This window comes from Nocardioides proteolyticus (genome assembly GCF_051280635.3).
In the GTDB taxonomy this organism is placed as follows: domain Bacteria; phylum Actinomycetota; class Actinomycetes; order Propionibacteriales; family Nocardioidaceae; genus Nocardioides.
Genome location: NZ_JBNBPO030000004.1, coordinates 1 through 25,260, shown reverse-complemented (window position 1 = coordinate 25,260; position 25,260 = coordinate 1). Strand labels below are relative to the sequence as shown.

General features: G+C 75.1%; 26 protein-coding genes. 11 read left to right on the top strand and 15 right to left on the bottom strand.

What is annotated here, in order from left to right; genetic code table 11:
* Positions 1-9: 9 nt before the first annotated feature.
* Positions 10-828 carry a glycerophosphodiester phosphodiesterase gene (locus ACPOLA_RS03420; RefSeq protein WP_435768988.1) on the bottom strand — a complete coding sequence of 273 codons (819 nt, stop codon included), beginning with the start codon at positions 826-828 and terminating at the stop codon, positions 10-12.
* 134 nt (positions 829-962) lie between these two features.
* Here ACPOLA_RS03420 and ACPOLA_RS03415 point away from each other — a divergent pair, with 134 nt between their 5' ends.
* Together ACPOLA_RS03415 and ACPOLA_RS03410 are read left to right on the top strand one after the other, a co-directional pair.
* Positions 963-1,214 (top strand): PspC domain-containing protein, encoded by a 252-nt coding sequence (locus ACPOLA_RS03415; protein WP_435768987.1) that lies wholly within the window; start codon positions 963-965, stop codon positions 1,212-1,214.
* Between the two features lie 30 nt (positions 1,215-1,244).
* Positions 1,245-2,054: a putative protein N(5)-glutamine methyltransferase gene (locus ACPOLA_RS03410; RefSeq protein ID WP_435768986.1), complete on the top strand. Its 810-nt coding sequence runs from the start codon at positions 1,245-1,247 to the stop codon at positions 2,052-2,054.
* Here ACPOLA_RS03410 and ACPOLA_RS03405 read toward each other — a convergent pair.
* Entirely contained in the window at positions 2,033-2,542 is a 510-nt protein-coding gene (locus ACPOLA_RS03405; RefSeq protein ID WP_435768985.1) for a MarR family winged helix-turn-helix transcriptional regulator, read from the bottom strand. The two genes, ACPOLA_RS03410 and ACPOLA_RS03405, sit on opposite strands and share 22 nt — an antisense overlap.
* A 40-nt stretch (positions 2,543-2,582) precedes the next feature.
* Between ACPOLA_RS03405 and ACPOLA_RS03400 the strand changes: the two genes are divergently transcribed.
* A complete protein-coding gene (locus ACPOLA_RS03400; protein WP_435768984.1) occupies positions 2,583-3,539 on the top strand; it encodes an EamA family transporter in 957 nt (318 codons plus the stop codon).
* Positions 3,540-3,556: 17 nt separating this feature from the next.
* Positions 3,557-3,910 carry a TraR/DksA family transcriptional regulator gene (locus ACPOLA_RS03395; RefSeq protein WP_435768983.1) on the top strand — a complete coding sequence of 118 codons (354 nt, stop codon included), beginning with the start codon at positions 3,557-3,559 and terminating at the stop codon, positions 3,908-3,910.
* A 37-nt stretch (positions 3,911-3,947) separates the two neighbouring features.
* On the opposite strand, the gene ACPOLA_RS03390 is transcribed toward ACPOLA_RS03395, so the two are convergent.
* Both ACPOLA_RS03390 and ACPOLA_RS03385 read right to left on the bottom strand, forming a co-directional pair.
* Complete coding sequence (locus tag ACPOLA_RS03390; RefSeq protein ID WP_435768982.1) at positions 3,948-5,579, bottom strand: ATP-binding cassette domain-containing protein; 1,632 nt, start codon at positions 5,577-5,579, stop codon at positions 3,948-3,950.
* A 181-nt stretch (positions 5,580-5,760) separates the two neighbouring features.
* On the bottom strand, positions 5,761-6,954 hold the full coding sequence (locus tag ACPOLA_RS03385) for an ATP-binding protein (protein WP_435768981.1): 1,194 nt from the start codon (positions 6,952-6,954) through the stop codon (positions 5,761-5,763).
* Between the two features lie 82 nt (positions 6,955-7,036).
* On the opposite strand from ACPOLA_RS03385, the gene ACPOLA_RS03380 reads away from it, so the two are divergent.
* The 4 genes from ACPOLA_RS03380 (at position 7,037) to ACPOLA_RS03365 (ending at position 9,142) form a co-directional block, all read left to right on the top strand.
* The gene (locus ACPOLA_RS03380; protein WP_435768980.1) at positions 7,037-7,243 is read left to right on the top strand and encodes a hypothetical protein; all 207 of its coding nucleotides are present in this window, start codon (positions 7,037-7,039) and stop codon (positions 7,241-7,243) included.
* Positions 7,244-7,307: 64 nt separating this feature from the next.
* Positions 7,308-8,186, top strand: a complete 879-nt coding sequence (locus ACPOLA_RS03375) for an Fpg/Nei family DNA glycosylase (protein WP_435768979.1) — start codon at positions 7,308-7,310, stop codon at positions 8,184-8,186.
* Entirely contained in the window at positions 8,183-8,755 is a 573-nt protein-coding gene (locus ACPOLA_RS03370) for a YciI family protein (protein ID WP_435768978.1), read from the top strand. Before ACPOLA_RS03375 ends, ACPOLA_RS03370 begins: the two co-directional genes overlap by 4 nt.
* Positions 8,756-8,800: 45 nt before the next feature.
* Entirely contained in the window at positions 8,801-9,142 is a 342-nt protein-coding gene (locus tag ACPOLA_RS03365; protein ID WP_435768977.1) for a rhodanese-like domain-containing protein, read from the top strand.
* A gap of 4 nt (positions 9,143-9,146) precedes the next feature.
* Here ACPOLA_RS03365 and ACPOLA_RS03360 read toward each other — a convergent pair whose 3' ends face one another.
* The 3 genes from ACPOLA_RS03360 to aat form a co-directional block, all read right to left on the bottom strand.
* Positions 9,147-9,749, bottom strand: coding sequence for a hypothetical protein (locus tag ACPOLA_RS03360; protein WP_435768976.1), 603 nt, complete (start codon positions 9,747-9,749; stop codon positions 9,147-9,149).
* 199 nt (positions 9,750-9,948) lie between these two features.
* Positions 9,949-10,377: a hypothetical protein gene (locus tag ACPOLA_RS03355; RefSeq protein WP_435768975.1), complete on the bottom strand. Its 429-nt coding sequence runs from the start codon at positions 10,375-10,377 to the stop codon at positions 9,949-9,951.
* A gap of 98 nt (positions 10,378-10,475) precedes the next feature.
* The gene (gene aat, locus ACPOLA_RS03350) at positions 10,476-11,246 is read right to left on the bottom strand and encodes a leucyl/phenylalanyl-tRNA--protein transferase (RefSeq protein WP_435768974.1); all 771 of its coding nucleotides are present in this window, start codon (positions 11,244-11,246) and stop codon (positions 10,476-10,478) included.
* A 36-nt stretch (positions 11,247-11,282) separates the two neighbouring features.
* Here aat and ACPOLA_RS03345 point away from each other — a divergent pair, with 36 nt between their 5' ends.
* A complete protein-coding gene (locus tag ACPOLA_RS03345) occupies positions 11,283-11,981 on the top strand; it encodes an EcsC family protein (protein WP_435768973.1) in 699 nt (232 codons plus the stop codon).
* Here the strand turns inward: ACPOLA_RS03345 and ACPOLA_RS03340 are convergent.
* The 5 genes from ACPOLA_RS03340 to ACPOLA_RS03320 all read right to left on the bottom strand — a co-directional run bounded on the left by ACPOLA_RS03340 (position 11,942) and on the right by ACPOLA_RS03320 (position 18,916).
* Positions 11,942-13,180 carry a hypothetical protein gene (locus tag ACPOLA_RS03340; RefSeq protein WP_435768972.1) on the bottom strand — a complete coding sequence of 413 codons (1,239 nt, stop codon included), beginning with the start codon at positions 13,178-13,180 and terminating at the stop codon, positions 11,942-11,944. The two genes, ACPOLA_RS03345 and ACPOLA_RS03340, sit on opposite strands and share 40 nt — an antisense overlap.
* A complete protein-coding gene (locus ACPOLA_RS03335) occupies positions 13,177-14,448 on the bottom strand; it encodes a hypothetical protein (RefSeq protein WP_435768971.1) in 1,272 nt (423 codons plus the stop codon). The genes ACPOLA_RS03340 and ACPOLA_RS03335 overlap by 4 nt, the downstream gene beginning before the upstream one ends.
* A gap of 9 nt (positions 14,449-14,457) precedes the next feature.
* Positions 14,458-15,414, bottom strand: coding sequence for a hydroxymethylglutaryl-CoA lyase (locus ACPOLA_RS03330; RefSeq protein ID WP_435768970.1), 957 nt, complete (start codon positions 15,412-15,414; stop codon positions 14,458-14,460).
* A 75-nt stretch (positions 15,415-15,489) separates the two neighbouring features.
* A complete protein-coding gene (locus ACPOLA_RS03325; RefSeq protein ID WP_435768969.1) occupies positions 15,490-17,337 on the bottom strand; it encodes an acetyl/propionyl/methylcrotonyl-CoA carboxylase subunit alpha in 1,848 nt (615 codons plus the stop codon).
* A 7-nt stretch (positions 17,338-17,344) separates the two neighbouring features.
* Complete coding sequence (locus tag ACPOLA_RS03320) at positions 17,345-18,916, bottom strand: carboxyl transferase domain-containing protein (RefSeq protein WP_435768968.1); 1,572 nt, start codon at positions 18,914-18,916, stop codon at positions 17,345-17,347.
* 78 nt (positions 18,917-18,994) lie between these two features.
* Here ACPOLA_RS03320 and ACPOLA_RS03315 point away from each other — a divergent pair, with 78 nt between their 5' ends.
* The gene (locus tag ACPOLA_RS03315; protein ID WP_435768967.1) at positions 18,995-19,561 is read left to right on the top strand and encodes a TetR/AcrR family transcriptional regulator; all 567 of its coding nucleotides are present in this window, start codon (positions 18,995-18,997) and stop codon (positions 19,559-19,561) included.
* 59 nt (positions 19,562-19,620) lie between these two features.
* Here ACPOLA_RS03315 and ACPOLA_RS03310 read toward each other — a convergent pair whose 3' ends face one another.
* The gene (locus tag ACPOLA_RS03310) at positions 19,621-21,243 is read right to left on the bottom strand and encodes an acyl-CoA dehydrogenase family protein (protein WP_435768966.1); all 1,623 of its coding nucleotides are present in this window, start codon (positions 21,241-21,243) and stop codon (positions 19,621-19,623) included.
* 63 nt (positions 21,244-21,306) lie between these two features.
* On the opposite strand from ACPOLA_RS03310, the gene ACPOLA_RS03305 reads away from it, so the two are divergent.
* The gene (locus tag ACPOLA_RS03305; RefSeq protein WP_435768965.1) at positions 21,307-22,050 is read left to right on the top strand and encodes a PaaX family transcriptional regulator C-terminal domain-containing protein; all 744 of its coding nucleotides are present in this window, start codon (positions 21,307-21,309) and stop codon (positions 22,048-22,050) included.
* A 30-nt stretch (positions 22,051-22,080) separates the two neighbouring features.
* Here the strand turns inward: ACPOLA_RS03305 and ACPOLA_RS03300 are convergent, their stop codons facing one another.
* Together ACPOLA_RS03300 and ACPOLA_RS03295 are read right to left on the bottom strand one after the other, a co-directional pair.
* Complete coding sequence (locus tag ACPOLA_RS03300; protein ID WP_435768964.1) at positions 22,081-22,782, bottom strand: SWIM zinc finger family protein; 702 nt, start codon at positions 22,780-22,782, stop codon at positions 22,081-22,083.
* Positions 22,779-25,260, bottom strand: a 2,482-nt coding sequence (locus ACPOLA_RS03295) for a DEAD/DEAH box helicase (RefSeq protein ID WP_435768963.1), incomplete at its 5' end; no start/stop codon positions are given. The genes ACPOLA_RS03295 and ACPOLA_RS03300, both read right to left, overlap by 4 nt.

Sequence of the window (25,260 nt, the reverse complement as noted above, 5' to 3'; positions counted from 1 at the left end):
GGGCGCAAACTACTCGGCGTCGGGCCGGCCGACGTCCGCGCCCCCGAACCGCTGGTCGAGGAGGTCACCGATGAGGTTGGGCCGGTCGGTGATGACGACCTTGACGCCGGCGGCGAGGCAGAGCTCGAGGTCGCTCTCGTTGTTCACGGTCCAGACGTGGATGTCGCGGCCGCTGCGCGTGATGCTGCCGGCCAGCCGCGGGTGCTCGCGGAGCAGCCGGATGCCGGGCCCGACGACCCACTCCTTGCCGATCACCCGCCGGAGCATCGGCCAGTAGTTGGGCCGGTCGATCAGCTGCACGAGGCGCACCTCCGGCGCCAGCCGCTCGACGCGCTGCAGCGCGGTGAAGGAGAAGCTCATCACCCGCACCGGCGACCCGGCGTGGTGCCACCCGAAGTCGCGCAGCATCTCGACCAGGCGCTTCTCGACCAGTCCGCCGAAGCGGGTCGGGTGCTTGGTCTCGATCGCCAGCTCCACCCGGCGGTCGTAGTCGGCGACGGTCTCCAGCAGCTTGCGCAGCGTCAGCACGGCGTTCTGCGACTCGTCGACGTCGGGTGCCTCGTCGTCGAGGTCGGCCCAGGGGTTCTTCCACGAGGCGAAGTCGAGCTCGGAGAGCTCGGCGAGGTCCATCGTCGACACCAGGCCCTTGGTCGCGGCCGTACGACGCAGGTCGCGGTCGTGGACGCAGACGAGGTGGCCGTCGGCGGTGAGCCGCACGTCGCACTCGAGGCCGTCGGCGCCGGCGTCCAGCGCCGCGACGTACGCGGCGAGGGTGTGCTCGGCGAGCTCGTGACTGGCGCCGCGGTGGGCGACGACCTGCGGTCGCATGCCTCGATTCTGGCAGCCCGGCGGGCGCGGACGCGGCAGGACGGTCTGCCACCGGGTCGGTTCAGGGTCTCCTCGGGGGCGGGCCGGGGTCGGCCCCCGATGTGCGGAGGGGCGAGAGGCGGCACCGTGGAGGCATGAGCACCTACCAGCCGTATCCATCGTCACCGCGTCCGTCCGCCGAGCCGGCTCCCCCCGTCGCCCCGGCCCGCCGGCTGGTGCGCCGCCGGCACGACAAGGTGGTCGCCGGCGTGTGCGGCGGCCTCGCCGACTACCTGCGGGTGGACGCCAACCTGATCCGGATCGCGCTGGTCGCGGCCGTCGTGCTCGGCGCGGGCTCGGGCATCGTCGCCTACCTCGTGGCGTGGTGGCTGATGCCGCGCGGCTGAGAGCCGGCCCGCCACGGCTAAGGTCGCCGGGTGGCGTCCGCAGCTCCGTCGTACGACGACCTGGTGGCCCGGCTGCGCGCCGCGGGCTGCGTGTTCGCGGAGGAGGAGGCGACCGTGCTGGCCTCGTCGGCGCGCGGCACGGCCGAGCTCGCCGGGCTGGTCGCCCGCCGGGTCGCGGGCGAGCCGCTGGAGCACGTCGTCGGGTGGGCCCGCTTCGCCGGCGTCCGGGTCGGGGTGGACCCGGGCGTGTTCGTGCCGCGGCAGCGCACGTCGTACCTGGTCGAGCTGGCCGCCGCCGCGCTGGGCTCGGCACCGCCCGGCGGGCGGCCGACGGTGGTGGACCTGTGCTGTGGCAGCGGCGCACTGGGGCTCGCCCTGGCCGCCCGGCGCCCGGAGATCCGGCTGCACGCGGTCGACAGTCATCCGCTGGCCGTGGCGTGTGCGGGCCGCAACCTCGCCGGCCTGGGCGCGGTCGTGCACCTCGGCGACCTGGACGGGCCGCTCCCGGGCGACCTGCGCGGACAGGTCGACGTGCTCACGGCCAACGTGCCGTACGTGCCCACGGCGGCGCTGGCGCTGTTGCCCGCGGAGTCGCGCGACCACGAGCCGAGGGAGACCGTCGACGGGGGACCCGACGGGCTGGTGCTGCTGCGCCGGGTGGCGGCCCTGGCGCCGGCCTGGCTGCGGCCGGGCGGCGTCGTGCTGTCGGAGGTGTCCGCGGCACAGGCCGGCACCGCCGCCGCGGCCCTGCGGCGTGCGGGCCTCGTGGCGGCGGTCCACCACGACCCGGAGCGCGACGCGACGGTCGTCACCGGCCGTCAGTCGACCCCCAGCTCCTGACCCCACCGCCGCAGCACGGCCGCCAGCACGGCCCGGTCGCGCTCGGTGATCATCCCGACCAGGCGGTGCTCGTTGGCGACGTGGGCGGTGAACGCCGCGTCGATGAGCTCGCGTCCGGCCGCGGTGAGCCGGATCCGGCGGCCGCGCGCGTCCCGGTCGTCACGAGTGCGGACCACCCACCCCTGACGCTCGCACCGGTCGACCCGCTTGGAGATCGCACCGCTGGTGACCATGGTGGCCCGGGCGAGCTCCCCGGCCGTCAGCTCGTGGGGGTCGCCCCACCGCCGCAGCGTCGCCAGGATGTCGAACTCCCCCTCGCCGAGCCCGAACGTCGCGTACACCGCGACCAGCTCGTCGGTGAGCCGGTTGGCGACCCGGTGCAGCCGGCCGATCACCGCGGCGGGTGAGACGTCGAGGTCCGGCCTCTCCCGCGCCCACTGCGCGAGGATCCGGTCGACCCGGTCGCCCTCCTCACCGCGTGCTGCCATGCCGGGGAATATATCTGACGCGGAAGATAGTTTCGCTTCCATGGAAGACAAGTGGACGGCCCGTCTCCTGCTGCTGGCGGTGACCGCGATCGCCCCGATCTCGTGGGGCTCGACGTACTACGTCACGGCGACGTACCTGCCTCCCGACCGCCCGCTCTTCGCCGCCCTCGTGCGGGCCCTGCCGTTCGGCCTGGTGCTCCTGCTGGCGCGCCGCCGGCTGCCCCACGGCGACTGGTGGTGGCGGGCGGCGGTGCTCGGCGTGATCAACATCGGCGCGTTCTTCGCCCTGATCTTCGTCGCGGCCTACCGGCTGCCGGGCGGCCTGGCCGCCACCCTCACCGCCACCTCGCCGCTGCTGGTCGCCCTGCTCGCCTGGCTGCTGCTGAGGGAGCGGCCGACCGCCGGGGCCCTCGCCGGCGCCGCCCTCGGCGTCACCGGCGTGGCGCTGCTCGTCCTCCGCGCCGGGTTCGCGGTCGACCCGGTCGGCGTCGCAGCATCGCTCACCGCAGTCGGCCTGTTCTCGCTCGGGATGGTGCTCGTGAAGCGCTGGCGGCCGCCGGTCGACATGCTGACCTTCACCTCCTGGCAGCTCGTCGCCGGCGGCCTGGTGCTGCTCCCCGTGGCGCTGGCCGTGGAGGGCGCGCCGCCCGCGGTCGACGCTGCGGCGGTCGGCGGCTACCTCTACATCGGCGTCGTCGGGACCGTGGTCGCCTACGCCGTGTGGTTCACCGGCATCGGTCGGCTGCCGGCCGTCGCCGTCGCCCTGGTCGGCCTGCTGAACCCGGTCTCGGGCACGGTCATCGGCGTCTCGCTGGCCGCCGAGCCGTTCGGCGCCGTCCAGGTCCTCGGCACCGTGCTCGTGCTGTCGGGCATCGCCCTCGGCCAGGTACGACGCCCGCGCGCCGCCGTCGCTCCGGCGCCCGCCGCACCACAGCCCGCACAGCCCGCACCGCCGGCGCAGCCGGCAGCGGCGGCGGCAGGTCCGGCGGTGCGCTGAGGTGCCAGCATGGCGGCATGGACCCCGGCATGGACCCCGTCCGTGAGCGGCTCCAGGCCGAGCGCGACCGCACCCTGCAACGCCTGCGCGACCTGACCGACGACTTCGACGCGGTGGTGGCCGCCTCGCGCGACACCAACGCCGACGACGAGCACGACCCCGAGGGGGCCACCATCGCCTTCGAGCGCTCCCAGGTCGGGTCGCTCGTGCGGCAGGCCGGGCGCCACCTGGCCGAGGTCGAGGCCGCCTTCGCCCGCCTCGATGCGGGCGCCTACGGGACCTGCGAGCGGTGCGGCGAGCCCATCGCCGAGGGGCGCCTGGAGGCCCGGCCGGTCGCCCGGACCTGCATCCGCTGCGCGGCGGCCGGGTAGACGGCCGGGTGAGCGGCCGAGCGAGCGACCCCGCCGGTCACCCGAGCCGCAGCTCGGGTCCCTGCCACCGGCGGCGCAGCCACCGGTCGTGGGAGGCCACGACGACGGTCGCGGCGCTCCGGCCGATCGCCTCCTCGAGCTCGGTGACCAGCGTGAGCGAGATGTGGTTGGTGGGCTCGTCGAGCAGCAGCAGGTCGGGCTCGGCGGCCACCGCCGCCGCGAGCGCCAGCCGCCGGCGCTGACCGACGGACAGCAGCACGACCGGCTTGGCGTGCTCCCGCGGGTGCAGCAGGCCGAGGTCCCGCAGCGGCCGACGCCCCGCGACCTCGGCCCCCACGAGCGCGTCGTACGTCGCCACGGCGGAGGCGGCGGGGTCGGGGAGCTGCGGATCCTGCGTGAGCTCGGCGACCCGGCGGGCAGCGACCTGGACGTCACCGGCCGTCGCCGCGACCCGCCCCGACAGCACGCCGAGGAGGGTGGACTTGCCGGAGCCGTTCGCCCCCGTCACCAGCAGGTGCGTGCCGGCGTCCACGTCGAGCGCGGGGAGGGCGAGCCGGTCGGCCACCCGGAGGTCCCGCACGGTGACCACGCGGCCGCCCGCCGCGGCTCCGCCGAGCGGTGCGTGGAAGCGCAGCGGCGCCGGGGGTCTGCGCACCTGCTCGCGCTCGGCCGCCGCCAGCCGGCGCTCGGCGTCGCGCCGGCGTCGCGCCACGGTGCGGTCGACGTTCTGGCCCTTGAAGGCGTAGATGAACCTGTCGTTGTCCCGCGGACCGCGGTTGTGGGCCACCGCGGTGCTGTCCACCCGCGCGGCGTCGCGGAGCCGCTCGAGCTCCTCCTGCTGGGCGGCGTAGGTCTCCTCCCACCGGCGCCGGGCCGCGGCCCTGGCCTCGGCGTAGGCGGTCCACCCGCCGCCGTACCGCCGGCCGCCGCGGCCGTCGGTCCCCGGGCCGACCGGGTCGAGGTCGACCAGGTCGGTGCACACCTCGTCGAGGAGCACCCGGTCGTGGCTGGCGAGGAGCACCACGCCCGGCAGGTCGCGCAGGAAGGAGACCAGGATCGCCACCGCGTCGTCGTCGAGGTGGTTGGTCGGCTCGTCCAGCAGCAGGCAGCGGGGCCGGCGCGTGATCAGCGTCGCCAGCGCGAGCCGGGTGCGCTGGCCTCCGGACAGCGAGCCGACCCGGCGCTGCCGGTCGAGCCCGTCGAGCCCCAGCCGCGCGGCTGCCACCGTGGCGCGCCGGTCGGCGTCCCACGCATCGTGGGCCACCGCCTCCTCGAGCGCCGCGGCGTACTCCTCGGCCGCCCGCGGGTCGTCGAGCCGGCCGGCCAGCCGCTCGACCCGCGCCACCGCCTCCCGGAGCGGGTGCAGCGCGGTCGCCAGCACGTCGGCGACGGTGGCGCCGTCGGTGAACGGCGGCTCCTGGGTGAGCAGTGCGAGGTCGGGCGGCCGGTCGACCGATCCGGTCAGGTGCGCGTGCGCAGGGAGCCGACCGGCCACGGCGCGAAGCAGCGTGGACTTGCCGGCGCCGTTCTCGCCGATCAGGCCGATCCGTCGACCCGGCCGGGCGACCAAGTCGATCCCGTCGAGGACGGTACGACGCCCGAATCCGACGCGGAGGTCGCGCACCACGACCGGGGTGAGTGCCGGGGCTGGGGTGCCGGTTGCTGACATGGCGGGGCCTTCGAGGGACGAGGCGGGAACTCGCCGGGCGGGGGCGCCGCGGTCGCGAGTCGGGTCAGCCGGTGATCAGCATGGTGGCTCGAGGCTACGCACCCGGTCCGGGCGGGCGCGACCGATTTTCCGACGCGTCCGGCACCGTCCGGCCCCGGCCGGCCCCGTCCAGCGCCCGAGGTCAGGCCTGCGAGCGCAGGTAGCGCCCGAAGTGCGGCACCGTGAACGCGATCCGCCCGCGCTCCCCGGAGTAGATGAGCCCCTTCTTCAGCAGCGAGTCGCGGGCCGGCGAGAGCGACTGCGGCTTCTTGCCCAGCACCGCCGCGACGTCGGCGGTCGCCACCGACCCGACCGGGTCGTCGCCGTCGGCCGCAGCGTCCGCCATCGCCCGGAGGTAGTCGCGCTCGGCGGGCGTGGCCCGCTCGTAGCGGGAGCCGAAGAACCCCACGGCCAGCTCCTCCTCGGCCTCCGGAGCGGCCACGGTGACGTCGTCGGCGGTGATCGGCGAGCGCGGCGCGCGATCCCACACCGCGCGGCCGTAGGCCTGGATGAAGTACGGGTAGCCGCGGGTGGCGTCGTACAGCGCGGCCAGGGCGTCGTCGGTGAACTCCGCCTCCTCCTCCAACGCCGGGGCCACCAGCGCCCGGTCGGCGGCCTCACGGGAGAGCCGGTCGATCCGCTGGTAGGAGAACAGCCGCTCGGAGTAGGACTTGCTCGCGCTGAGCAGCGCGGGGAGGTGCGGCAGGCCGGCCCCCACCACGATCACGGGCAGCCCGTTCTGGCTCAGCTCGTGGCACGCCGCGCAGAGCGCCGAGACGTCGGCGGCGGCCAGGTCCTGCATCTCGTCGAGGAACACGCCCACCCCCTTGCCGACGTCCGCCGCCAGGCCGCCGACGTCGGTGAGCAGCTCGACGAGGTCGATCTCGACGTCGCCGGAGTCGGCGCGGCCGCGCACCGCCGGGGCGTCGATGCCGGGACTCCACCGGTCACGCAGCCGGGCGTCGGGACCCGCGTCGCGCTGCGCGAACGACCGGATCACCCCCAGCACGTGGTCGGCCTCCTCGGGCTCGGGGTGGCCCAGCTCCCGGACGGCCTGGTGGAGGGCCGAGGACAGCGGCCGGCGCAGCGACTGGTCGGGCCGCGCCTCGAGCTTGCCCGTGCCCCAGCCGCGGCGCACCGCCGCGGAGCGCAGCGCGTTGAGGAGCACCGTCTTGCCGACGCCGCGCAGGCCGGTCAGCACCAGCGACCGCTCGGGACGGCCGCGCGCGACCCGCTCCAGGACCACGTCGAAGGCGGCCAGCTGGTCGTCCCGGCCGGCGAGCTCGGGCGGACGCTGGCCGGCACCGGGCGCGTACGGGTTCCGGATCGGGTCCACGATCGGACGATATCGGGCTCTCTAACGAAGGCCGTAGATTCGCCTAGCGTGTCCGATCGACGATTTCGGGCACCGCCCGGACATGGACGGCCTCACCTTCGCATGGTCCATCGCGCTCATCGTCACCGCCGGCGCGCTGCCGGTGGGCATCTTCCGCACGCTCGCCTACCGCTCGGGGGACATCGACCACACCCCGACGATGCGGACGGTGGCGATCTTCGCGATGACCCTCGGCCTGCTCGGCCTGGTCTGCTTCCTCGCACTGAGCGTTGCCCTGCTCGTCCGCTGAGGCCGCCAGCGGTCGCGGTCGCTGACGGTCGGGTCCGGTCGGTGCGCGCGGCTACGCTGACCCCGTGCCCGAGCTGCCCGAGGTGGAGGCGCTGGCCCTGGACCTGCGGGGCCGGCTGGCCGGGCGCGCGATCACCAAGGTCCATGTCGCCGCGTTCAGCGCCCTGAAGACCTACGACCCGCCGCTGTCGGCGATCGAGGGCACCCTCGTCGACGACGTGCGCCGCCACGGCAAGTTCCTCGACATCGAGGCCAGCGGTCTGCACCTGGTCCTCCACCTCGCGCGGGCCGGGTGGGTGCGCTGGCGCGACGAGGTGCCGACCATCCCGCCGCGCCCGAGCACGAAGTCGACGCTCGCGGTCCGGGTGGTGCTCGACGACGAGGACGGCGTCGCGCCGGGGCTGGACGTGACCGAGGCGGGCACGAAGAAGTCGCTGGCCCTCTACCTGGTGCGCGACCCCGCGGAGGTGCCGGGGATCGCGAGCCTCGGACCCGACCCGCTCACCGACGACTTCACGCTCGAGCGCCTGGCCGGCATCCTGCGCGACGCCGGGAAGAAGCAGCTCAAGGGCGTGCTGCGCCACCAGGGCACGATCGCCGGCATCGGCAACGCCTACTCCGACGAGATCCTCCACGCCGCCCGGATGTCGCCGTTCAAGCCGGCCGACACGGTCACCGACGACGACCTGGCGACCCTGCACGCGGCGATCCGCGACACGATCGGCGCGGCCGTCGACCGGTCCCGCGGCCTGGCGGCCAGCGAGCTGAAGGCGGAGAAGAAGTCCCATCTCGCGGTGCACGGCCGCACGGGGCAGCCGTGCCCGGTGTGCGGCGACACGGTGCGCGAGGTCTCCTTCGCCGACTCCAGCCTGCAGTACTGCCCCACCTGCCAGACCGGCGGCAAGCCGCTCGCCGACCGCCGGTTGAGCAAGCTGCTGAAGTGACCGGCGCCGCCGCGGTCATGGAGTTCCTCTGCTATCACCGCGACCGCGCGGGCTCCACGTCGCTGCGGCAGGAGCTGGTGGAGCAGCACTGGGACTACCTGGACCGCTGGGCGTCCTCGATGATCGCCCGCGGCCCCACCTTCGACGGCGACACGCTCACCGGGAGCGTCCACCTGCTCGGGCTGCCCGACCCGACCGCGGCGCGGGCCTTCGCCTTCGACGAGCCCGGCTACCAGGCCGGCGCCTACCGCGACGTGCTGCTGCGCCGGTGGCGCAACCTGCTCGGCCGGACGATGTGGGACTTCCCCGGCGGCGCGGAGGGCGGCGACCGCTTCTTCGTGCTCGGTCTCGGCTCCGGGGCACCGGTCGACCTCGTCGTGCCGCGCGCCGGCGACGACGACCTCGTCGCGTACGGCCCGTTGCTCTCCGACGACGGGGCCACCTGGCTCGGCACCGCGGCCCTCGTCCGGGCCGCCGACCCCGGCGCGGCGCGGGCGGTGCTGACCGCGGAGCGGTACGCCGCCGTCGAGGTGCACGGCTGGCGGTTCGGCGGCCGCCCGGCGGGCTGAGCCCGGCGCCTGGCGTCGGTCCGGTGCCGGGCTAGATTGGGTGGCATGACGATCCCCACCGTCGAGCTCGACGGCGTGCCCGACCCGCTGCCCGAGGGCCTGGTGGTGCTCGACGTCCGCGAGGACGACGAGTGGGCGGCCGGCCACATCGAGGGCGCCGTCCACATCCCGCTCGGCGACCTGCCGGCGCGGCTCGGCGAGTTCGTCGAGCTCGAGCCGGTGCAGACGCTGGTCGTCTGCAAGGCCGGCGGCCGGTCCGCCCGCGCGGTCGCCTACCTGGGCCAGCAGGGCTACGACGTGGTCAACCTCGCGGACGGGATGATCGGGTGGGAGCGGGCCGGCCGGGCCATGGTCGCCGACACCGGCCGGCCGCCCACCGTCATCTAGCGGGTCACTCCACCTCCGACGGCGACTCCGAGAGCTCGGTCTCCGTGTCGGTCCCCATGTCAGTCTGCGTGTCGGTCCCCATGTCGGTCTCGGTGTCGCCCTCCTCGGTCGGGGCGGTCTCCGACGGCGTCTCGGCCGGGGTCTCGCTCGACATGTCGTCGGACCCGCCGGTGCCCTCGCCGGGAGTGTCGGCGTTGCAGGTGTCCCCGACGTACTCCTCGAACGCGTCGACCTCGTCCTTGCTGTCGGCGTACTCCTCCTCGAACTCCTCCTCGATCGTGGAGTCCTCCTGCTGGGAGTCCTCGAGGTCCTCGGCGCTGATGTCGCGCAGCACCTCCAGCTGCACCTCGAAGCCCTCCCGCGCGTCGTCGGGGATGTCCTCGGGGGTACCGACCTCCTCGAGCTCGTCGGCGCGCTCCTGGAGGGCCTCCTCCTGGGCGTCGAAGTCCTCCTCGCCCACGCCCTCCTGCCAGGAGGTGTCGAGGTAGGTCTCGCAGAACTCGTCCTCCGACGCATCCGTCGGGGCCGACTCGCCGCACGCGGCGACGGAGAGGCTGAGCAGGACCGCCGTGCCGGCGGCGGCCAGCGGGCGCTTGAACGGGGGCATGTCCGGTTCCTTTCGTCGGTCACCGGGCTGAGGGCAGCCCGGCGGACAGGGTGCGGCCCGAGCCGGTGACCCTGTCCGCCGCAGACCCCGTCTGTCTCACACGCTGGCGGCGGTGAGGGCAGGGCGTCGCCCGCCCTCACCGCCGCAGGTGTCCTGTTGCGAGATCAGTACCCGACGCGGACGAAGGTGATCCGGTGCGTCACTCGCCGTTGTCGCAGGTCTCGGTCTCGTACTCGTCGTACGCCTCGACCTTCTTCTGCTCGTCGTCGCTGAACTCGAGGCCGAGGTTCTCGTCCTCCTCCTTGAAGGCCTTCTCGATGTCGTCGCCGGAGACCTCCTTGGCCGCCTCGACGGTGATCTCGAAGCCCTCGCGGGCGTCGTCCGGGATGTCCTCGGGGGTGCCGACCTCCTCGACCTCCTCGGCCTGCTCCTGGAGCAGCTCGGCGATCTTGTCGTAATCCTCGTCGGCGAACGCCTCGCCGAACTCTTCGTCGGTGGACGCGCTGTCGACCACCGCGCAGAAGTCCTCCTTCGACGCGTCGGTCGGCGCGCCGCCGCCGCAGGCGGTCAGCGAGAGAGCGAGGAGAGCGGCAGCGCCGGCGGCAGCCAGCGGACGCTTGAGGGTCATGCGTGTTCCTTTCGGTTGGGCACCGGCGCAGAGGAGCGCCGGCGGGGGGCGGCCCGAGACCGACGACCCTGGCGTCGTCTTCCCCGTTCCGGCGCAGACTATTCATCCCGGGCCGCTGCCCGTGGGATAACGGCGGCCGACGACGACGCGAACATCTCCGGCCCGGGGACCGCGAGCAGGGCCTCCAGCCCGCCGACGTACGACGCCCGGCTCACCTGGCGCACCCCCAGCCTGGTGAGGTGGGGCGTCGCCCACTGGACGTCGACCAGGCGGTGCCCGGCGGCGCCGTACGGGTCGGCCCGCAGCCCCTCCACCAGCGCGAGCAGCGCGACCTTCGACGCGTCGGTCGCCCGGTGGAACATCGACTCGCCGGCGAACAGCCCGCCGATCGCCACGCCGTACAGGCCGCCCACGAGGACCCCGTCTCGCCAGGTCTCCACCGAGTGCGCCCAGCCGAGCCGGTGCAGCTCGCCGTAGGCACGCTTGATCCGGCCGTCGATCCACCCGTGCGGGCGCCGCGGGTCGGCGCAGGCCTGGACCACCTCGGCGAAGGCGGTGTCGACGCGGACCTCGAAGTCCCGGGCCGAGCGGCGCAGCGAGCGGGAGACCCGCAACCCGTCCACCGGGAGGACGCCGCGCCAGGCCGGGCTCCACCAGCCCACGGACCGGCCCTCGGGCATCGGGAACAGGCCGACCCGGTAGGCCGCCAGGAGCGTGCCCGGCTCGAGGTCGGCGCCCACCGCCACCAGGTCGCTGGCGTCGTGGGTGCCCTCGTCGTCGTAGTCGTCGGCGTCGCCGGCGGCCGGCAGCGCGGCGAGCTCCGCGCGACTCGGGAACGCCCACGGCGAGGGCGGCGGCTCGATGGGCACAGCCCGACTGTAGGACCGGCCGCCTACGATTCGGGCATGGCTTCCGGTCTCAGGAAGGGCCTGGCCTCCCAGGCGGCCCGTCAGCTCGCGCCGAAGATCACCCAGCTGGCGCCCAGCCTCACCGAGGGGTTCGTGCGGGAGGCCCTGCACCGCGCGATCACCGGGGTGGGTCCACTGCCTCCGGCCGCCGAGGCGGCGCAGGCGCAGCTGCGGGAGCAGCACGGCGACGTCGACAAGGCGGTCCGCGAGCTCGTCCAGAACCACGTCGCCTACGCCGGCGCGGAGGGCGCGGCGACCAACGTCGGCGGGCTGGTCACCGCCACCGTCGTGGCGCCCGCCAACATCGCCGGGCTCGCGCTGATCCAGTGCCGGATGGTGGCCGGGATCGCCCACCTGCGCGGCTACGACCTCGACGACCCCCGGGTCCGCAACGCCATCCTGGTCACGATCCTCGGCGAGGACGTGGTGGCCAGGATGGTGAAGCGGCGGCAGCTGCCCGCACCGCCGATGGCGATCGCCACGGCCCCCGAGCACGACCCGTCCCTGGACCGCACCGTCTCCTCGGTGCTCGCCGGCGAGCTGATCGGCCGGGTGATCGGCAAGCGGATGGCCACCACGCTCGGCAAGCGGGTGCCGGTCGTGGGCGGGGCGGTCGGCGCGGTGTCCGACGGCTGGAGCACGTGGCGCGTCGGCCGCTACGCGGACCGGGAGTTCCTGCCCCGCGCCAGGCGGTAGACGCCGAGCGCCTTGCGGCCCTGCTCGCTGGACTCCAGCCTCCGGACCGTCCACTCCATGGTCCGCATCAGCCGCGGCGACCGGGCACGCACCAGCTCGCGGCGGGCGTTCTCCAGCTCGCCCCGAAGCCGCTCGTTCTCGGACCTCGTCGCAGCGGCCTCCAGCAGCAGCGCCCGGATCGCGTCCACGGCGGCGTTGGCGACCTGCCGGGGCGGCGGTCGGTCGGGGTCGTGGAACGGCCCCTCGGGCGCGGCAGCGCCACGCAGGTCCTCCAGGTCGCCGACGACGTCGTACTTCTTCTCGGTCAGCTCGGCCACCCAGGTGCGGGTCAGCTCCTGCACCCACGGGTAGAGGTCGGGCGGCAGCGCGAGCCGCGGCGAGGAGGTGCGCTGGGCCAGGGTGCGGTGGGCCAGCAGCTCGCGGACCAGGGGCCGGTAGTGGGCCGGCGGCAGGTCGCCGACCGCCGCCTTGTTGATGCGCCGGATCAGGGCCGACTCGGCCACGCCGAGGCTGGGGTTGCTGCGGCGGGTGCCGAGGTCGAGGTCGACCCCGTCGAGGCCGAAGGCCGCGCTGAACCGCTGCCACAGGAGGTCCGGCTCGCCGCCCGGAGGGGGCACGGTCACCAGGTGGATGCGCTCGGGCGGGATGTCCTCGCCCCAGCGGGCGAGGATGTCGGGAACCTCCTGGACGCCCCAGAACCAGGCGCCGACCCGGTGCGAGCGCTCCGGGTCCTGGATCAGGCGCAGGAAGCGGGCGTAGCGGAAGGAGGCGCGGTGCTTGACGTTCTCCTGCCACTCGGCCGGGATCTGCCGGACCAGGTCGCGCACCGAGAGCACGAGGTGGACCTCCGTCCCGCCGGCACTGGTGTCGCCGCCCGGGCGGTGACCGAGCGACGCCAGCGCCCGCGCCACCTGGCTGCGGGAGGCCGTCGCGAGGATCTCGTGACTGATGATCGAGGTGCCGTCGTGGTCGCGCACCTGCTGGGCGAGCCGGTCCCAGGCGCCGACCGCCTCCTGCTCGAGGCCGCCCCAGCGCAGCCGCATCAGGTCGAGCGCGGCGAGGAAGTGGGCGTCGAACCGCTCGGCGGGATAGCTGATGCCGTGCTTCAGCAGGGTGCGCTGGTTGCGGTAGAGCACGTCCTGGAGGTACGACGTGCCGGTCTTCGGCGTCCCGACGTGGAGGAGGACCCGGCGGCTCACGCTTCCTCCTCGGTGGGTGCCGGAGCCGGCTGGCTCGTGGACGGGGTGCTGGACTGGGGGCTGGGATCGGCCGGCTCGTCGGGGGGTGGGCCCGCCTCCGCCGGTCGCGCCGGCTCGGGAGCGACCGGGTCCAGGAGCAGTCCCAGGGCCAGGGCGAGGACCTCGGCGTCGTCGGGCAGCACCGGCGCGTCGGCCGGCGGCTCGGGCAGCAGGCGGTCGAGGTCGCCGAGCACGTCGTAGCCCGCCGCCGCCAGGTCGTGGTGGGTGCGCTCGGCGTGCGTGCGCAGCCAGCCCTGCCACCGCGCCGGCACTGTCGGCGGCGGACCGCCCAGGCCGTCGAGCCGCTTGCCGAGGGTGGCGCGGAGCAGCGCCGGGCGCCGGTCGGTCGGCACCAGCAGGCCGAGCGGCTCGCCCACCCGCCGCACCAGGTCGACGGCGTGGGCGCCGAGACGGGGCGGTCCGGCGATCGCAGGCACGCCGAGCCGCTCCGCGAGCGCCGCGGGGTCGAGCACGAGGGTGACCTGCGGTGCGCCGTACCGGTGGGTGGCGGAGCGCGCCATCCGGGCGACGTCGGCGCGGGGCGGCAGGTGCCCGGCCTTCGCGAACGAGTCGAGGAACTCCGTCCAGCGCGGCCCGCCCTGGTCGAAGGAGCGCGCGGTCCAGGCGTAGCCGACGACCGACGCGAGGTCGTCGGCGAGGAGGTACGCCGTCGGCCGACGTCCGCCCGGGCGGCGGCCCTGGGCCAGCAGGCCGTCGCGGCACGGCTCGGCCAGCCACTGGCAGCCGGCGATCACGAACGCGCGGTGCCACGGGCCCCGGGCCCGCACCCGCTCGGCGAGGGTCGGCTCCGGCGCGGGGGCCGGCGGTGGCGCCGCGGCGATGTCGTCGGCGATCAGCCCGGCGGCGACCCGGAGCAGCTCGTCGTCGGGCAGCGCGCCCGGGTCGACCGGACGGGGGCCGAAGCGGTCGTCGTCGCCCGCACCGGCGAGCCCGAGGTCACCGCGGCCGCGGCCGGAGACGTCCGCCGCGAGGATCCGCTCCGCCAGCACACGCGGCACAGCCCGGCCGTGGGCCTCGGCAGCGAGGTTGACCCGGCGCAGCAGCTCCAGCTGCTGGGCGCCCGGGAGCCGGGCACCGGCGGTCGCGCCCTCGACCGTCCACTCGCGCCACGGCGTGGTCGCGCCGTCGCGCAGCGCCTGCAGCCACGCCCAGGCGCGCCTGCGGCCGGATCCGGTCGCCCGGTCCACCACAGCGTCTGGAGAGGCCATGGGCAAACGTTAGCCCTCGCCGGCCACGGCTCCTCCGCGAGCCCGCACCACCGCCGAGGGACTGGGCCGGCCGAGCTCCCGCGCCATCCAGGCGCTGGTCGCCACCACCGCGTCGAGGTCGACGCCGTGCTCGATGCCCAGGCCGGTCAGGAACCAGACCAGGTCCTCGGTGGCGAGGTTGCCGGTGGCGCTGCGGGCATAGGGGCACCCGCCCAGCCCGCCGGCCGAGGCGTCGTACGTCGTCACGCCGGCCTGGAGGCCCGCGTGCACGTTGGTGAGCGCCTGGCCGTAGGTGTCGTGGAAGTGGAGGGCCAGCCGGTCCGGTCCGACACCGGCCTGGCCGAACGCGGCCAGCAGCGCCTTGACGTGGCCGGCGGTGGCGACCCCGATGGTGTCGCCGAGGCTGAGCTGGCCGATGCCCAGGTCGAGCAGGCGGGCACCGACGGCGACGACCTGGTCGACAGGCACCGCACCCTCCCACGGGTCGCCGAAGCACATCGAGAGGTAGCCGCGGACGTCCATGCCGGCCTCGAGCGCGGCCGCGACGGTCGGCTCGAACATCTCGAACTGCGACTCCAGCGTCCGGTTGAGGTTCTTCGCCGCGAACGTCTCGGTGGCGGAGGCGAAGACCGCCACGTGCCGCAGACCCAGGTCGACGGCGCGGTCGAGGCCGCGCTGGTTGGGCACCAGGACCGGCAGCTGCGCCGCCCGCTCGCCGAGGTCGGCCCTGAGGCCGGTCATCAGCGCCTCCGCGTCGGCGAGCTGCGGCACCCACCGCGGGTGCACGAAGCTGGTCGCCTCCACCACCGGCAGCCCCGCGGCGAGCAGCCGCTTGACGAACGCCGCCTTCACGTCGATCGCCACCACCGCCTTCTCGTTCTGCAGCCCGTCACGGGGCCCGACCTCGTAGACGGTCACCTTCTCCGGCAGCCCCGGCTCCGGCACCACCATCGGCAACGGGCTCATCTGCTCACCTCGCGAATCGGGGGTCGTGGTCGGTCGGGTCGCCGGTCGGGATGGGACCGGGAGAGGGAGCCGAGGTCATCCCGGGTCCTCGGGGGCGACGACGAAGAGGGTGGCGCCGAGAGGGACCTGCTGACCGCGCTTCGCGGCGACGGAGCCGACCACGCCGGCGCAGGGAGCGGTGAGCGAGAGCTCCATCTTCATCGCCTCGACGGTGCCGAGCACGGCGCCCTCGGCGACCCGCTCCCCCTCGGTGACCCGCACGTCGAGGACCGTCCCCGGCATCGGGGACACGACGGTGCCGTCGCCGGTGCCGGCCGCGTCGTCGGCGTCCGCCTCCGGCCGGCGGAAGACGTGGCGCTGGCCGCGGAACGCGACCTCCACCCCGTGGCTGTCGGCGAGCGCCGCGGGGAGCTCGCGCGGCGGCCGGCCGAGGGTGACCGGCTCGTCGAGCTCCACGACCACCGGCGCGGGAGGACCGGCGATCCGGAAGCCGTCGTAGGCCATCGGCCCGGTGGTCAGCGCCTGCGCTCGGTGCCACGCCCAGGCGGCGAGCTCGCGCGCGGGCGCCGGGTCCGGCGCCGGCACCTCCGTGCGGTCGAGCCAGGCGGTGTCGATCGCGGCGTCCCGGAACGCCTCCCCCGCGGCGAGCTCGCGGAGGAACCCGGTGTTGGTGGTGAGACCCAGGATCGCGGTGCGGTCGAGCGCGGTGACCAGGCCCAGCCGCGCGGCCTCGCGGTCCGGCCCGTGCACGACCACCTTCCCCAGCATCGGGTCGTACGACGTGCTCACGACCTGGCCGCTCTCCAGGGCGTGGTCGACGCGCGCGTCGCCGGAGGGCCACTGCACGAGCGTCGCCCGGCCGGCCTGTGGGAGGAACCCGCCGAAGGCGTCCTCGGCGTAGACCCGCGCCTCGATGGCGTGCCCGTCGAGGGTCACGTCGTCCTGGTCGAAGCCGAGCTCCTCGCCGGCGGCGACCCGCAGCTGCAGCGCGACGAGGTCGGTGCGCCGGCCGCGGATCCGGACCACCTCCTCGGTGACCGGGTGCTCGACCTGGAGCCGGGTGTTCATCTCCAGGAAGTAGAACTCGCCGGTGTCGGCGTCGAGCAGGAACTCGACGGTGCCGGCGTTGGCGTAGCCGACGCTCGCGGCCAGCCGGGCACCGGCGGCGGTGATCTCCGCGCGCTGCTCCGGAGTGAGCGTCGGTGCCGGCGCCTCCTCCAGCACCTTCTGGTGGCGGCGCTGCGTGGAGCAGTCCCGCTCGAAGAGGTGGACGACGCCGCCGCGGGTGTCGCCGAGCACCTGCACCTCGATGTGGCGGCCGCGCTCGACGTACTTCTCGACGAGGATGGTGTCGTCACCGAACGCTCCGGCCGCCTCCCGCTGGGCGGCGGCGATCCCGGCCGCGAGGTCGTCGGCGGAGCGGACGACGCGCATGCCCTTGCCGCCGCCGCCGGCCGCGGCCTTGACGAGCACGGGGTAGGGGTCGGCCGTGGCCTGTCCGTCGGGGTCGGCCAGCGCTCCGTCGACGACCTCGAAGGCCGGCACCACGGGCACGCCCGCGGCGACCGCGATCGCGCGGGCGGCGTCCTTGCGACCCATCTGCTCGATCACCCCGGGGCTAGGTCCGACCCAGGTGAGGCCGGCCGCGAGGACCGCGCGCGCGAAGCCGGCGTTCTCCGACAGGAAGCCGTAGCCGGGGTGGACCGCGTCGGCGCCGGCCTCCCCGGCCGCGGCGAGCACGGCGTCGGTGTCGAGGTAGCTCGCCACCCGCACCGCGACGTCGGCAGCGCGCGCGTGCGGCGCCTCGGCGTCGAGGTCGGTGTGCACGGCGACGGTCCGGATGCCCAGGGCACGGGCCGTGCGGAAGACGCGCAGCGCGATCTCGCCGCGGTTGGCGACGAGCAGGGAGCGGATCTCGGTCATCGTCGCCTCACATCCGGAAGATGCCGTAGCTGGGTGCCGGCGTCGGCGTGGTCGCGGTGACGTCGAGCGCCATGCCGACCACCCGCCGGGTGTCGGCGGGGTCGATCAGCCCGTCGTCCCACAGCCGCGCGGTGGCGTAGTAGGCGGAGCCCTGGCGCTCGTACTGCTCGCGGATCGGCGCCTTGAACTCCTCCACGTCGGGGTCCTCGTCGCGCCCGGCGACCGTGGCCAGCACGTTGGCAGCCTGCTCGCCGCCCATCACCGAGATCTTGGCGTTGGGCCACATCCACAGGAAGCGGGGGTCGTAGGCCCGGCCGCACATGCCGTAGTTGCCGGCGCCGAAGGAGCCGCCGATGACGACGGTGAGCTTGGGGACGACCGAGCAGGCGACCGCGGTGACGAGCTTGGCGCCGTCGCGGGCGATGCCGCGGTTCTCGTACTCGCGGCCGACCATGAAGCCGGAGATGTTCTGCAGGAACAGCAGCGGGATGCCGCGCTGGTTGCAGAGCTCGACGAAGTGCGCGCCCTTGAGCGCGGACTCGGAGAACAGGATGCCGTTGTTGGCCACGATGCCGACGCGGTGGCCGTGGATCCGCGCGAAGCCGCAGACCAGCGTCTCGCCGTACAGCTGCTTGAACTCCTGCAGCCGGCTGCCGTCGACGATCCGGCGGATCACCTCGCGCACGTCGTACGGCGTCCTGGTGCTGGTCGGGACGACGTCGTAGATGCTCTCCGGGGGCTCGTGCGGCTCCTCGGCCGGGGCGACGTCGCTCGGCGCGGGCTGGTCGGGGAGTGTGGCGACGATGCCGCGCAGGATCTGGAGCGCGTGGGGGTCGTCCTCGGCGAGGTGGTCGACGACGCCGGACCGGCGGGCGTGGACGTCGCCGCCGCCGAGGTCCTCGGCGGAGACCACCTCGCCGGTGGCCGCCTTCACCAGCGGCGGGCCGCCGAGGAAGATCGTGCCCTGGTTGCGGACGATCACCGTCTCGTCCGACATCGCCGGCACGTAGGCGCCGCCGGCGGTGCACGAGCCCATCACCGCCGCGAGCTGCGGGATGCCGCGGGCCGACATGGTGGCCTGGTTGAAGAAGATCCGGCCGAAGTGCTCCTTGTCGGGGAACACCTCGTCCTGCATCGGCAGGAACGCCCCACCGGAGTCGACGAGGTAGATGCAGGGCAGGCCGTTCTCGGCCGCGACGGTCTGGGCGCGCAGGTGCTTCTTGACGGTGATCGGGTAGTAGGTGCCGCCCTTCACCGTCGCGTCGTTGGCGACGACCATGCAGCTGCGGCCCTGGACGCGTCCGATGCCGGCGACGACCCCGGCGGCCGGTACGGCGTAGTCGTCGCCGTCCCGGCCGTACATCCCGTACGCCGCCAGCGGGGCCAGCTCGAGGAAGGGGCTGCCCGGGTCGAGCAGGCGGTCGACCCGGTCGCGGGGCAGCAGCTTGCCGCGGTCGGTGTGCTTCCGGCGCGCCGCCTCGCTGCCGCCCTGGCGCACGCGCGCCATCCGGTCGCGCAGCTCGGCGGTGACGTCGCGGAGCGGGGGCTCGGCGTGGGTGGACTGCGAGGAGTCGGACACGCACCGAGGTTAACGATCGTTAACCGCCGCTGTAAAGGCCTGCCGGTCGCGATGGTGAACGGGCGCTAACCTGCCGGGGTGAGCGAGCCCAGCCGGCGGGAGCAGATCCTGGCCACCGCCGCCGACCTGTTCGCGGCCCGGGGGTTCCACGGGGTCTCGGTCGCCGAGCTGGGTGCGGCGTGCGGCATCTCCGGGCCCGCGCTCTACAAGCACTTCCCGTCCAAGCAGGCGATGCTGGCCGAGATGCTGGTCTCGATCAGCGAGCGGCTGCTCGAGGTCGGCCGGCAGCGGGTCGCCGCCGCGGACGGCGACGCCCGCACCGCCCTGCGCGGGCTGGTCGACTGGCACGTGGAGTTCGCCCTGTCCCGGCGGGCGCTGATCGTGGTGCAGGACCGGGACTGGGAGTCGCTCCCCGTCGACGCGCGCGAGCGGGTCCGCTCGCTCCAGCGGTCCTACATCGACCTGTGGGCCGGGCAACTGCAGGCGCTGCGCCCCGGGCTCTCGGAGGCGGCCGCGTACGCCGGCGCGCAGGCCGCGTTCGGCCTGCTCAACTCCACGCCGCGGGCCGGCCACCACCTGCCGGACCCCGAGCTGCGCGACCTGCTCGCGACCATGGCGCTGGCCGCGCTCGGCGTCGAGCACTGACCCCTGGCGCCGACCCGCCCGGCGTGGGCGGCCGGCGGTCGCGCCGGCCTGCCTTCGGCTCAGAAGCCGGGCGCCGCCCGATCGAGGATCGGCGCCAGGTCGAGCCCTGCAGGAAGGGTGCCGAAGGCCGAGCCCCAGTCGCGGCCCAGCCGGGTGGCACAGAAGGCGTCGGCCACCGCTCCGGGCGCGTGGCGCAGCAGCAGCCCTGCCTGGAACAGCACGGCCATCAGCTCGACGAGGCGCCGCGCGCGCAGCTCGATGTCGTCGAAGCCGGTCAGCTCCTTCTTGAGCGCGGCCACCGCGTCGTCGTACCGCCGGTCGGCGCCGGCCGCCAGGTCGAGCTCGGCGAAGAAGGCGTCGAGGGTGTGCGGCTCGCGGCCGATCGCGCGCAGCACGTCGAGCGCGGCGACGTTGCCCGAGCCCTCCCAGATCGAGAGCAGCGGCAGCTCGCGGTAGATCCGGGCGAGGTCGAAGTCCTCGACGTAGCCGTTGCCGCCGAGGCACTCCAGGGCCTCGCCGGCCACGGCGGGGCCGCGCTTGCAGACGTAGTACTTCGTCGCGGCGAGCGCGAGCCGGCGGAGCGCGGCCTCGCCCTCGTCGCCGCGCACGGCCCGGTCGTTGGCGCCGGCGAGCCGCATCATCGCCGTCGTCGCGGCCTCCGACTCCAGCGCCAGGTCGGCGAGCACGTTGCGCATCAGCGGCTGGTCGACGAGGAGCCTGCCGAAGGCCGACCGGTGCTGGGCGTGGTGGGTCGCCTGCACGAGAGCCGAGCGCATCCCCGCCGCCGAGCCGATCACGCAGTCCAGGCGGGTCATGTTGACCATCTCGACGATGGTCTTCACGCCACGCCCCTCCTCCCCGACGAGCCACCCGATGGCGTTGTCGTACTCGATCTCGGAGGAGGCGTTGGACCGGTTGCCCAGCTTGTCCTTCAGCCGCATGAACCGGATCGGATTCGCCTCCCCGCCCGGGAGCACCCGCGGGAGCAGGAAGCAGGACAGCCCGCCCGGCGCCTGGGCGAGGGTGAGGAACAGGTCCGACATCGGCGCCGAGGTGAACCACTTGTGGCCGACCACGCGGTAGCTGCCGTCGGGCTGCGGCGTGGCCGTCGTGGTGTTGGCGCGGACGTCGGAGCCGCCCTGCTTCTCCGTCATCGACATCCCGGCGATCAGGCCCTGCTTGGTCTCGGGGTCGCGCAGCCCGAAGTCGTAGACGCGGTTGGTCAGCAGCGGCTCGAAGCGCGCCGCCAGCTCGGGAGCGGCCCGCAGGGCGGGCACGACGGCGTAGGTCATCGAGATCGGGCACCCGTGGCCGGCGTCGACGTTCCAGGCGTAGAACTTGGCGGCCCGGGCGACGTGGGCCCCGGCGCGGTCGTCGGCCCACGGCGCGGCGTGCACGCCGTGACTGACCGCGGTCTCCATCAGCCGGTGGTACGCCGGCACGTACTCCACCTCGTCGATGCGCCGGCCGTAGCGGTCGTGGGTGTGCAGCCTCGGCGGCACCCGCTCCGCCAGCCGGCCCCAGGCCTGCGCCTCCTCGGTGCCGGCCAGGCGGCCGAGCTCGTGCACCTCGGCCGCGGCCCAGCCGGCGCCCTCGCGCTCGAGGCCCTCGAGCAGCGCCGGGTCGGCGGCGGTGTCGTGGCCGACCAGCGGCGGAACCTGGTTGAACACCTCGTGCGTCATGGGATTGATGTTACGGATCCAGCGGCGGTTGTGTCGAGACCCGTAATGGTGGAGGCTTGGCCCGTGCCGGCAGACGTCCCGCTGCTCTCCGCCCGCTCGGTGGTGCTCAGCCTGGTCCTCGGCGCGCATCCCGACCGGATGAGCGCGGCCGCCGTCGTCCGCGCCGGCCGGCACCTCGGCATCCCCGAGTCGACGGTGCGGGTCGCGCTCACCCGCGCCGTCGCGGCCGGCGACCTGCGCCGCGACGGAAGCGGTCCGGACGGCGCCGGCCCGGCGGCGTACGGCCTCGGCGAGCGGCTGGCCCGGCGCCAGCGCCACCAGGACGAGGCGGTCCGCGACGCGGAGACCGCGTGGGACGGCTCGTGGGAGATGGCCGTCGTCGTGGTGACCGGCCGGCCCGGGGCCGAACGGGCGGCGCTGCGCGACCTGCTCGCCGAGCACCGGCTCGCCGAGCTGCGCGAGGGCACCTGGACCCGGCCGGCCAACCTCAGCCGACCGCGGGGGTACGCCGCGGAGCCGGTGCTCGCGACGTTCGCGGCCCGCCCGGACGGTGATCCGCGGGCCCTGGCGGCCGAGCTGTGGGACCTGCGCGGGTGGGCCAAGCAGGGCCGCGAGGCGCTCGCCGTGCTTGACGCCACCGGCGCGCCGGCCGAGCGGCTGGCCGCCGCCGCCCACCTGGTGCGCCACCTCGCGAGCGACCCGCTGCTGCCGGCGGCGCTGCTTCCCGCCGACTGGCCCGCGGGTGAGATGCGGGCGGCCTACGCGTCGTACCAGCGGGAGCTGCGGGCCTTGGCTGCCGGCGACTGAGGCGTCGTCGACGCGTCGCCCCGCTCCTCCTCACACCAGCCCGTCGGGCAGCTCCTCGCCTGACTCCAGCAGCTCCAGCGCCCGGCGAGCGCGCAGGGCGGCGTCCACGACGAGCTCGACGTCGTCGGCGGACGCCAGTGCGGAGTCGGCGGGCGCAAGCCCCGACTCGGCGGTCCGAAGGCCCGACTCGCGGGAGGTGTGGAGGTCGGCGAGGAGCGCGTCGCGGTCCAGGCCGCGCAGCGCGAACAGCACCAGCGGGTCGGCGTCGAGCAGCCAGCCGGCCTGGGTGAGGGTCGCCACGGCGTGCGGGCAGGGGTCGACGTAGTGGGGGCAGGTGCAGGTGGCCGCCAGCTCGCCGCCGTAGGGGAGCAGCTCGACGCCGGCCTCCTCGGCGTGCTCGACCAGGTCGTGGGGCAGCTCGCCGGCGAGCAGCGCCGCGATCCGGCCCGCCTCGGCCGCGACCACGTCGACGAGCGCCTGGCGGGTGCTCTCGTCGAGGGTGGGCACGACCACCTCGACCGTCCAGGCGTCGTCGTCGTCGCGGACCGCGGCGAGCAGGCGGCCGGCGTCGACCGTGATCCCGCCGACGTCGCCGCGCCGCGCACTGGCGCGCCCGGCCCGCAGCTCGGCCTCGGAGTAGGTCGCCTCCTCGACCGCCCGCTGCCACGCCTTGCCCCACCAGGTGCGCACCGCGCGCCGGGGCGCGACCTGCCGCGCGAAGGTGGTCCTCACCGCGCCTCCTCGTCGGCCAGGCCGTCGAGCAGCGCCTGCCGGCGCTGCTCCTTGCGGAGGGTGACCAGGTCACGGAGCTCCTCGTTGCTCAGCTCGGTGAGCGCGGCGTCGCCGCGCGCCAGCACCGCGTCGGCGAGCTGGCGCTTGCGGTCGAGCAGCTGGGCCACCCGCTCCTCGATGGTGCCGCGGGTGACCATCCGGTGCACCTGCACCGGCTTGTCCTGGCCGATCCGGTAGGCGCGGTCGGTGGCCTGCTCCTCCACCGCGGGGTTCCACCAGCGGTCGACGTGGATGACGTGGTCGGCGCGGGTCAGGTTGAGCCCCGTGCCGCCGGCCTTCAGCGAGAGCAGGAACACCGGCACCTCGCCGGCCTGGAAGCGTCGTACCATCGCCTCCCGCTCGGTGACCGGCGTGCCGCCGTGCAGGAACTGGTGGGGTACGCCGCCCGCTGCCAGGTGTTGCTCGACGAGGCGGGCCATGGCGACGTACTGCGTGAAGACGAGCACCGCGCCGCCCTCGGCGAGGACGGTGGCCACCAGCTCGTCGAGGAGGTCGAGCTTCTCCGAGCGGCCGGTGAGCCTCGCCGAGGCGGACTGCTTGAGGAACTGCGCCGGGTGGTTGCAGATCTGCTTCAGCCCGGTGAGCAGCGCCAGGACCAGCCCGCGGCGGCCGGGATCGTCGGCCGGGAGGGTCTCGATCCGCTCCATCGTGTCGCGGACGAACGCCTCGTAGAGCACCACCTGCTCACGGGTGAGGCCGAGCAGGTGGTCGGTCTCGGTCTTCGGCGGGAGCTCCGGGGCGATGCCCGGATCGGACTTGCGCCGGCGCAGCAGGAACGGGCCGATCAGGTCGGCGAACTGGCGTGCCTTGGTGGGCTCCGTGCCGGACTCGATGGGGGCGGCCCACACCCTGCGGAACGCCTGTCGGCTGCCCAGCAGACCGGGCACGCACCAGTCGAGGATCGACCACAGCTCGGTCAGCTCGTTCTCGACGGGTGTGCCGGTGAGCGCGACCCGGGCGCGCGAGGTCAGCTGGCGCAGGGCGCGGGCGGTGGACGTGCGCGAGTTCTTCACGTGCTGCGCCTCGTCAGCCACCACCAGGTCCCACGCGACGGCGGTCAGCAGCCCGGCGTCGCGCCGGAGCGTGCCGTAGGTGGTGAGCACGAACCCACCAGTCTCGGCCAGCCCCTCCAGCGACCGCGCGCCGCCGTGGAACCTCCGCACCGGCACGCCCGGCGCGAAGCGCTGCACCTCGGCCTCCCAGTTGCCGAGCAGGCTGGCGGGGCAGACGACCAGCGTGGGCCCGCCCCCGGACAGCCCCTGCTCGAGGCGGTGGAGGTGCAGCGCCACCAGGGTGACCGTCTTGCCGAGACCCATGTCGTCGGCCAGGCAGGCGCCCAGTCCCAGGCCGGTGAGGTCGGCGAGCCAGGTCAACCCGTGGCGCTGGTAGTCGCGGAGCGTCGCCGCCAGCCCCGCCGGCTCGGGCAGCGGGTCGCGGGTGGCCGCGGCGAGCAGCTGCTCGCGGACCCGGAGCAGGCTGGCGCCGACCACGACCTGCTCGGTGGCGCCGGCGCGCTCCTCGCCCGCCGGCCCGCCCTCCGCCGGCAGCTCGGTGACCCCGGTCAGCGCCGCGGCGAGCGCCTGGGCGCCGCTGGCCCGGCGGATCAGCCGTCGGCGCGCGCGGCGCGCGGTCGTGGGGTCGACGATCGTCCAGGCACCCCGCAGCTTCACCACCGGGCTGGCCGCGCCGGCCAGCCGGGCGACCTCCTCGTCCGTGAGCGGCTCGCCGCGCAGGGCGACCTGCCAGGAGAACGCGAACAGTCCCTCCGCGGAGAACGGACTCTCCTGCAGCGGCAGCTCGGCAGGGCCGTCGGGACGGGCGTCGCCGTCAGCGCGTCCGTCGGAACCTCGGCGACGGTCCAGGACGGCGCGCGTGGTCAGCTCCGGGCCGAGCGCCCGCGGCCAGTGCACGTCGACCCGGGCGGCGCGCAGGGGTCCGACATGGTCGAGCAGACCGGCGATCTCGTCGCCGTCGAGGGTGAGCTGGTCGGGCACCCCGAGCTCGAGCAGCCGGTCGAGGACCGGCCACACGTCGGCCGCCGCGCGCAGCGCGATGCTGGCGTGGACCCGCGCCCGGGAGCCGAACCCGTGCACCTCCTCATCGGCGGTCCACAGCACCGCCGCGTCGCAGACGTGCAGCGGGTCGCGCTCGTCGTGCACCTGTACGACGAGCCGCACCCGGCCGCCGACGAGCTCCTCCTCGTCGGCCTCCACCCGCAGCGAGACCCGCACCAGCTCGGGCAGCGCCCCGGACCCGTGCGGCCGCCGCTCACCGGCCGCCCGCTCCGCCAGGCGGCGCCGGACCCGCTCCGCGAACGCCTCCGCCTTCTGCGCCGCCGCGGCCCGCTCCTCCTCCGCCCGCTCCGCCGCGCTTCGTCCGCCGGCAGGTGCCGCCCGCGGCACGGTGCCCGACGGCGCC

Bases quoted from the DNA above. Each gene is read 5' to 3' on its own strand.
- ACPOLA_RS03420 (WP_435768988.1), bottom strand. From the start codon at position 828: ATGCGACCGCAGGTCGTCGCCCACCGCGGCGCCAGTCACGAGCTCGCC.
- ACPOLA_RS03415 (WP_435768987.1), top strand. From the start codon at position 963: ATGAGCACCTACCAGCCGTATCCATCGTCACCGCGTCCGTCCGCCGAG.
- ACPOLA_RS03405 (WP_435768985.1), bottom strand. From the start codon at position 2,542: ATGGCAGCACGCGGTGAGGAGGGCGACCGGGTCGACCGGATCCTCGCG.
- ACPOLA_RS03400 (WP_435768984.1), top strand. From the start codon at position 2,583: ATGGAAGACAAGTGGACGGCCCGTCTCCTGCTGCTGGCGGTGACCGCG.
- ACPOLA_RS03395 (WP_435768983.1), top strand. From the start codon at position 3,557: ATGGACCCCGGCATGGACCCCGTCCGTGAGCGGCTCCAGGCCGAGCGC.
- ACPOLA_RS03390 (WP_435768982.1), bottom strand. From the start codon at position 5,579: ATGTCAGCAACCGGCACCCCAGCCCCGGCACTCACCCCGGTCGTGGTG.
- ACPOLA_RS03380 (WP_435768980.1), top strand. From the start codon at position 7,037: ATGGACGGCCTCACCTTCGCATGGTCCATCGCGCTCATCGTCACCGCC.
- ACPOLA_RS03365 (WP_435768977.1), top strand. From the start codon at position 8,801: ATGACGATCCCCACCGTCGAGCTCGACGGCGTGCCCGACCCGCTGCCC.
- ACPOLA_RS03360 (WP_435768976.1), bottom strand. From the start codon at position 9,749: ATGCCCCCGTTCAAGCGCCCGCTGGCCGCCGCCGGCACGGCGGTCCTG.
- ACPOLA_RS03355 (WP_435768975.1), bottom strand. From the start codon at position 10,377: ATGACCCTCAAGCGTCCGCTGGCTGCCGCCGGCGCTGCCGCTCTCCTC.
- ACPOLA_RS03345 (WP_435768973.1), top strand. From the start codon at position 11,283: ATGGCTTCCGGTCTCAGGAAGGGCCTGGCCTCCCAGGCGGCCCGTCAG.
- ACPOLA_RS03335 (WP_435768971.1), bottom strand. From the start codon at position 14,448: ATGGCCTCTCCAGACGCTGTGGTGGACCGGGCGACCGGATCCGGCCGC.
- ACPOLA_RS03330 (WP_435768970.1), bottom strand. From the start codon at position 15,414: ATGAGCCCGTTGCCGATGGTGGTGCCGGAGCCGGGGCTGCCGGAGAAG.
- ACPOLA_RS03325 (WP_435768969.1), bottom strand. From the start codon at position 17,337: ATGACCGAGATCCGCTCCCTGCTCGTCGCCAACCGCGGCGAGATCGCG.
- ACPOLA_RS03310 (WP_435768966.1), bottom strand. From the start codon at position 21,243: ATGACGCACGAGGTGTTCAACCAGGTTCCGCCGCTGGTCGGCCACGAC.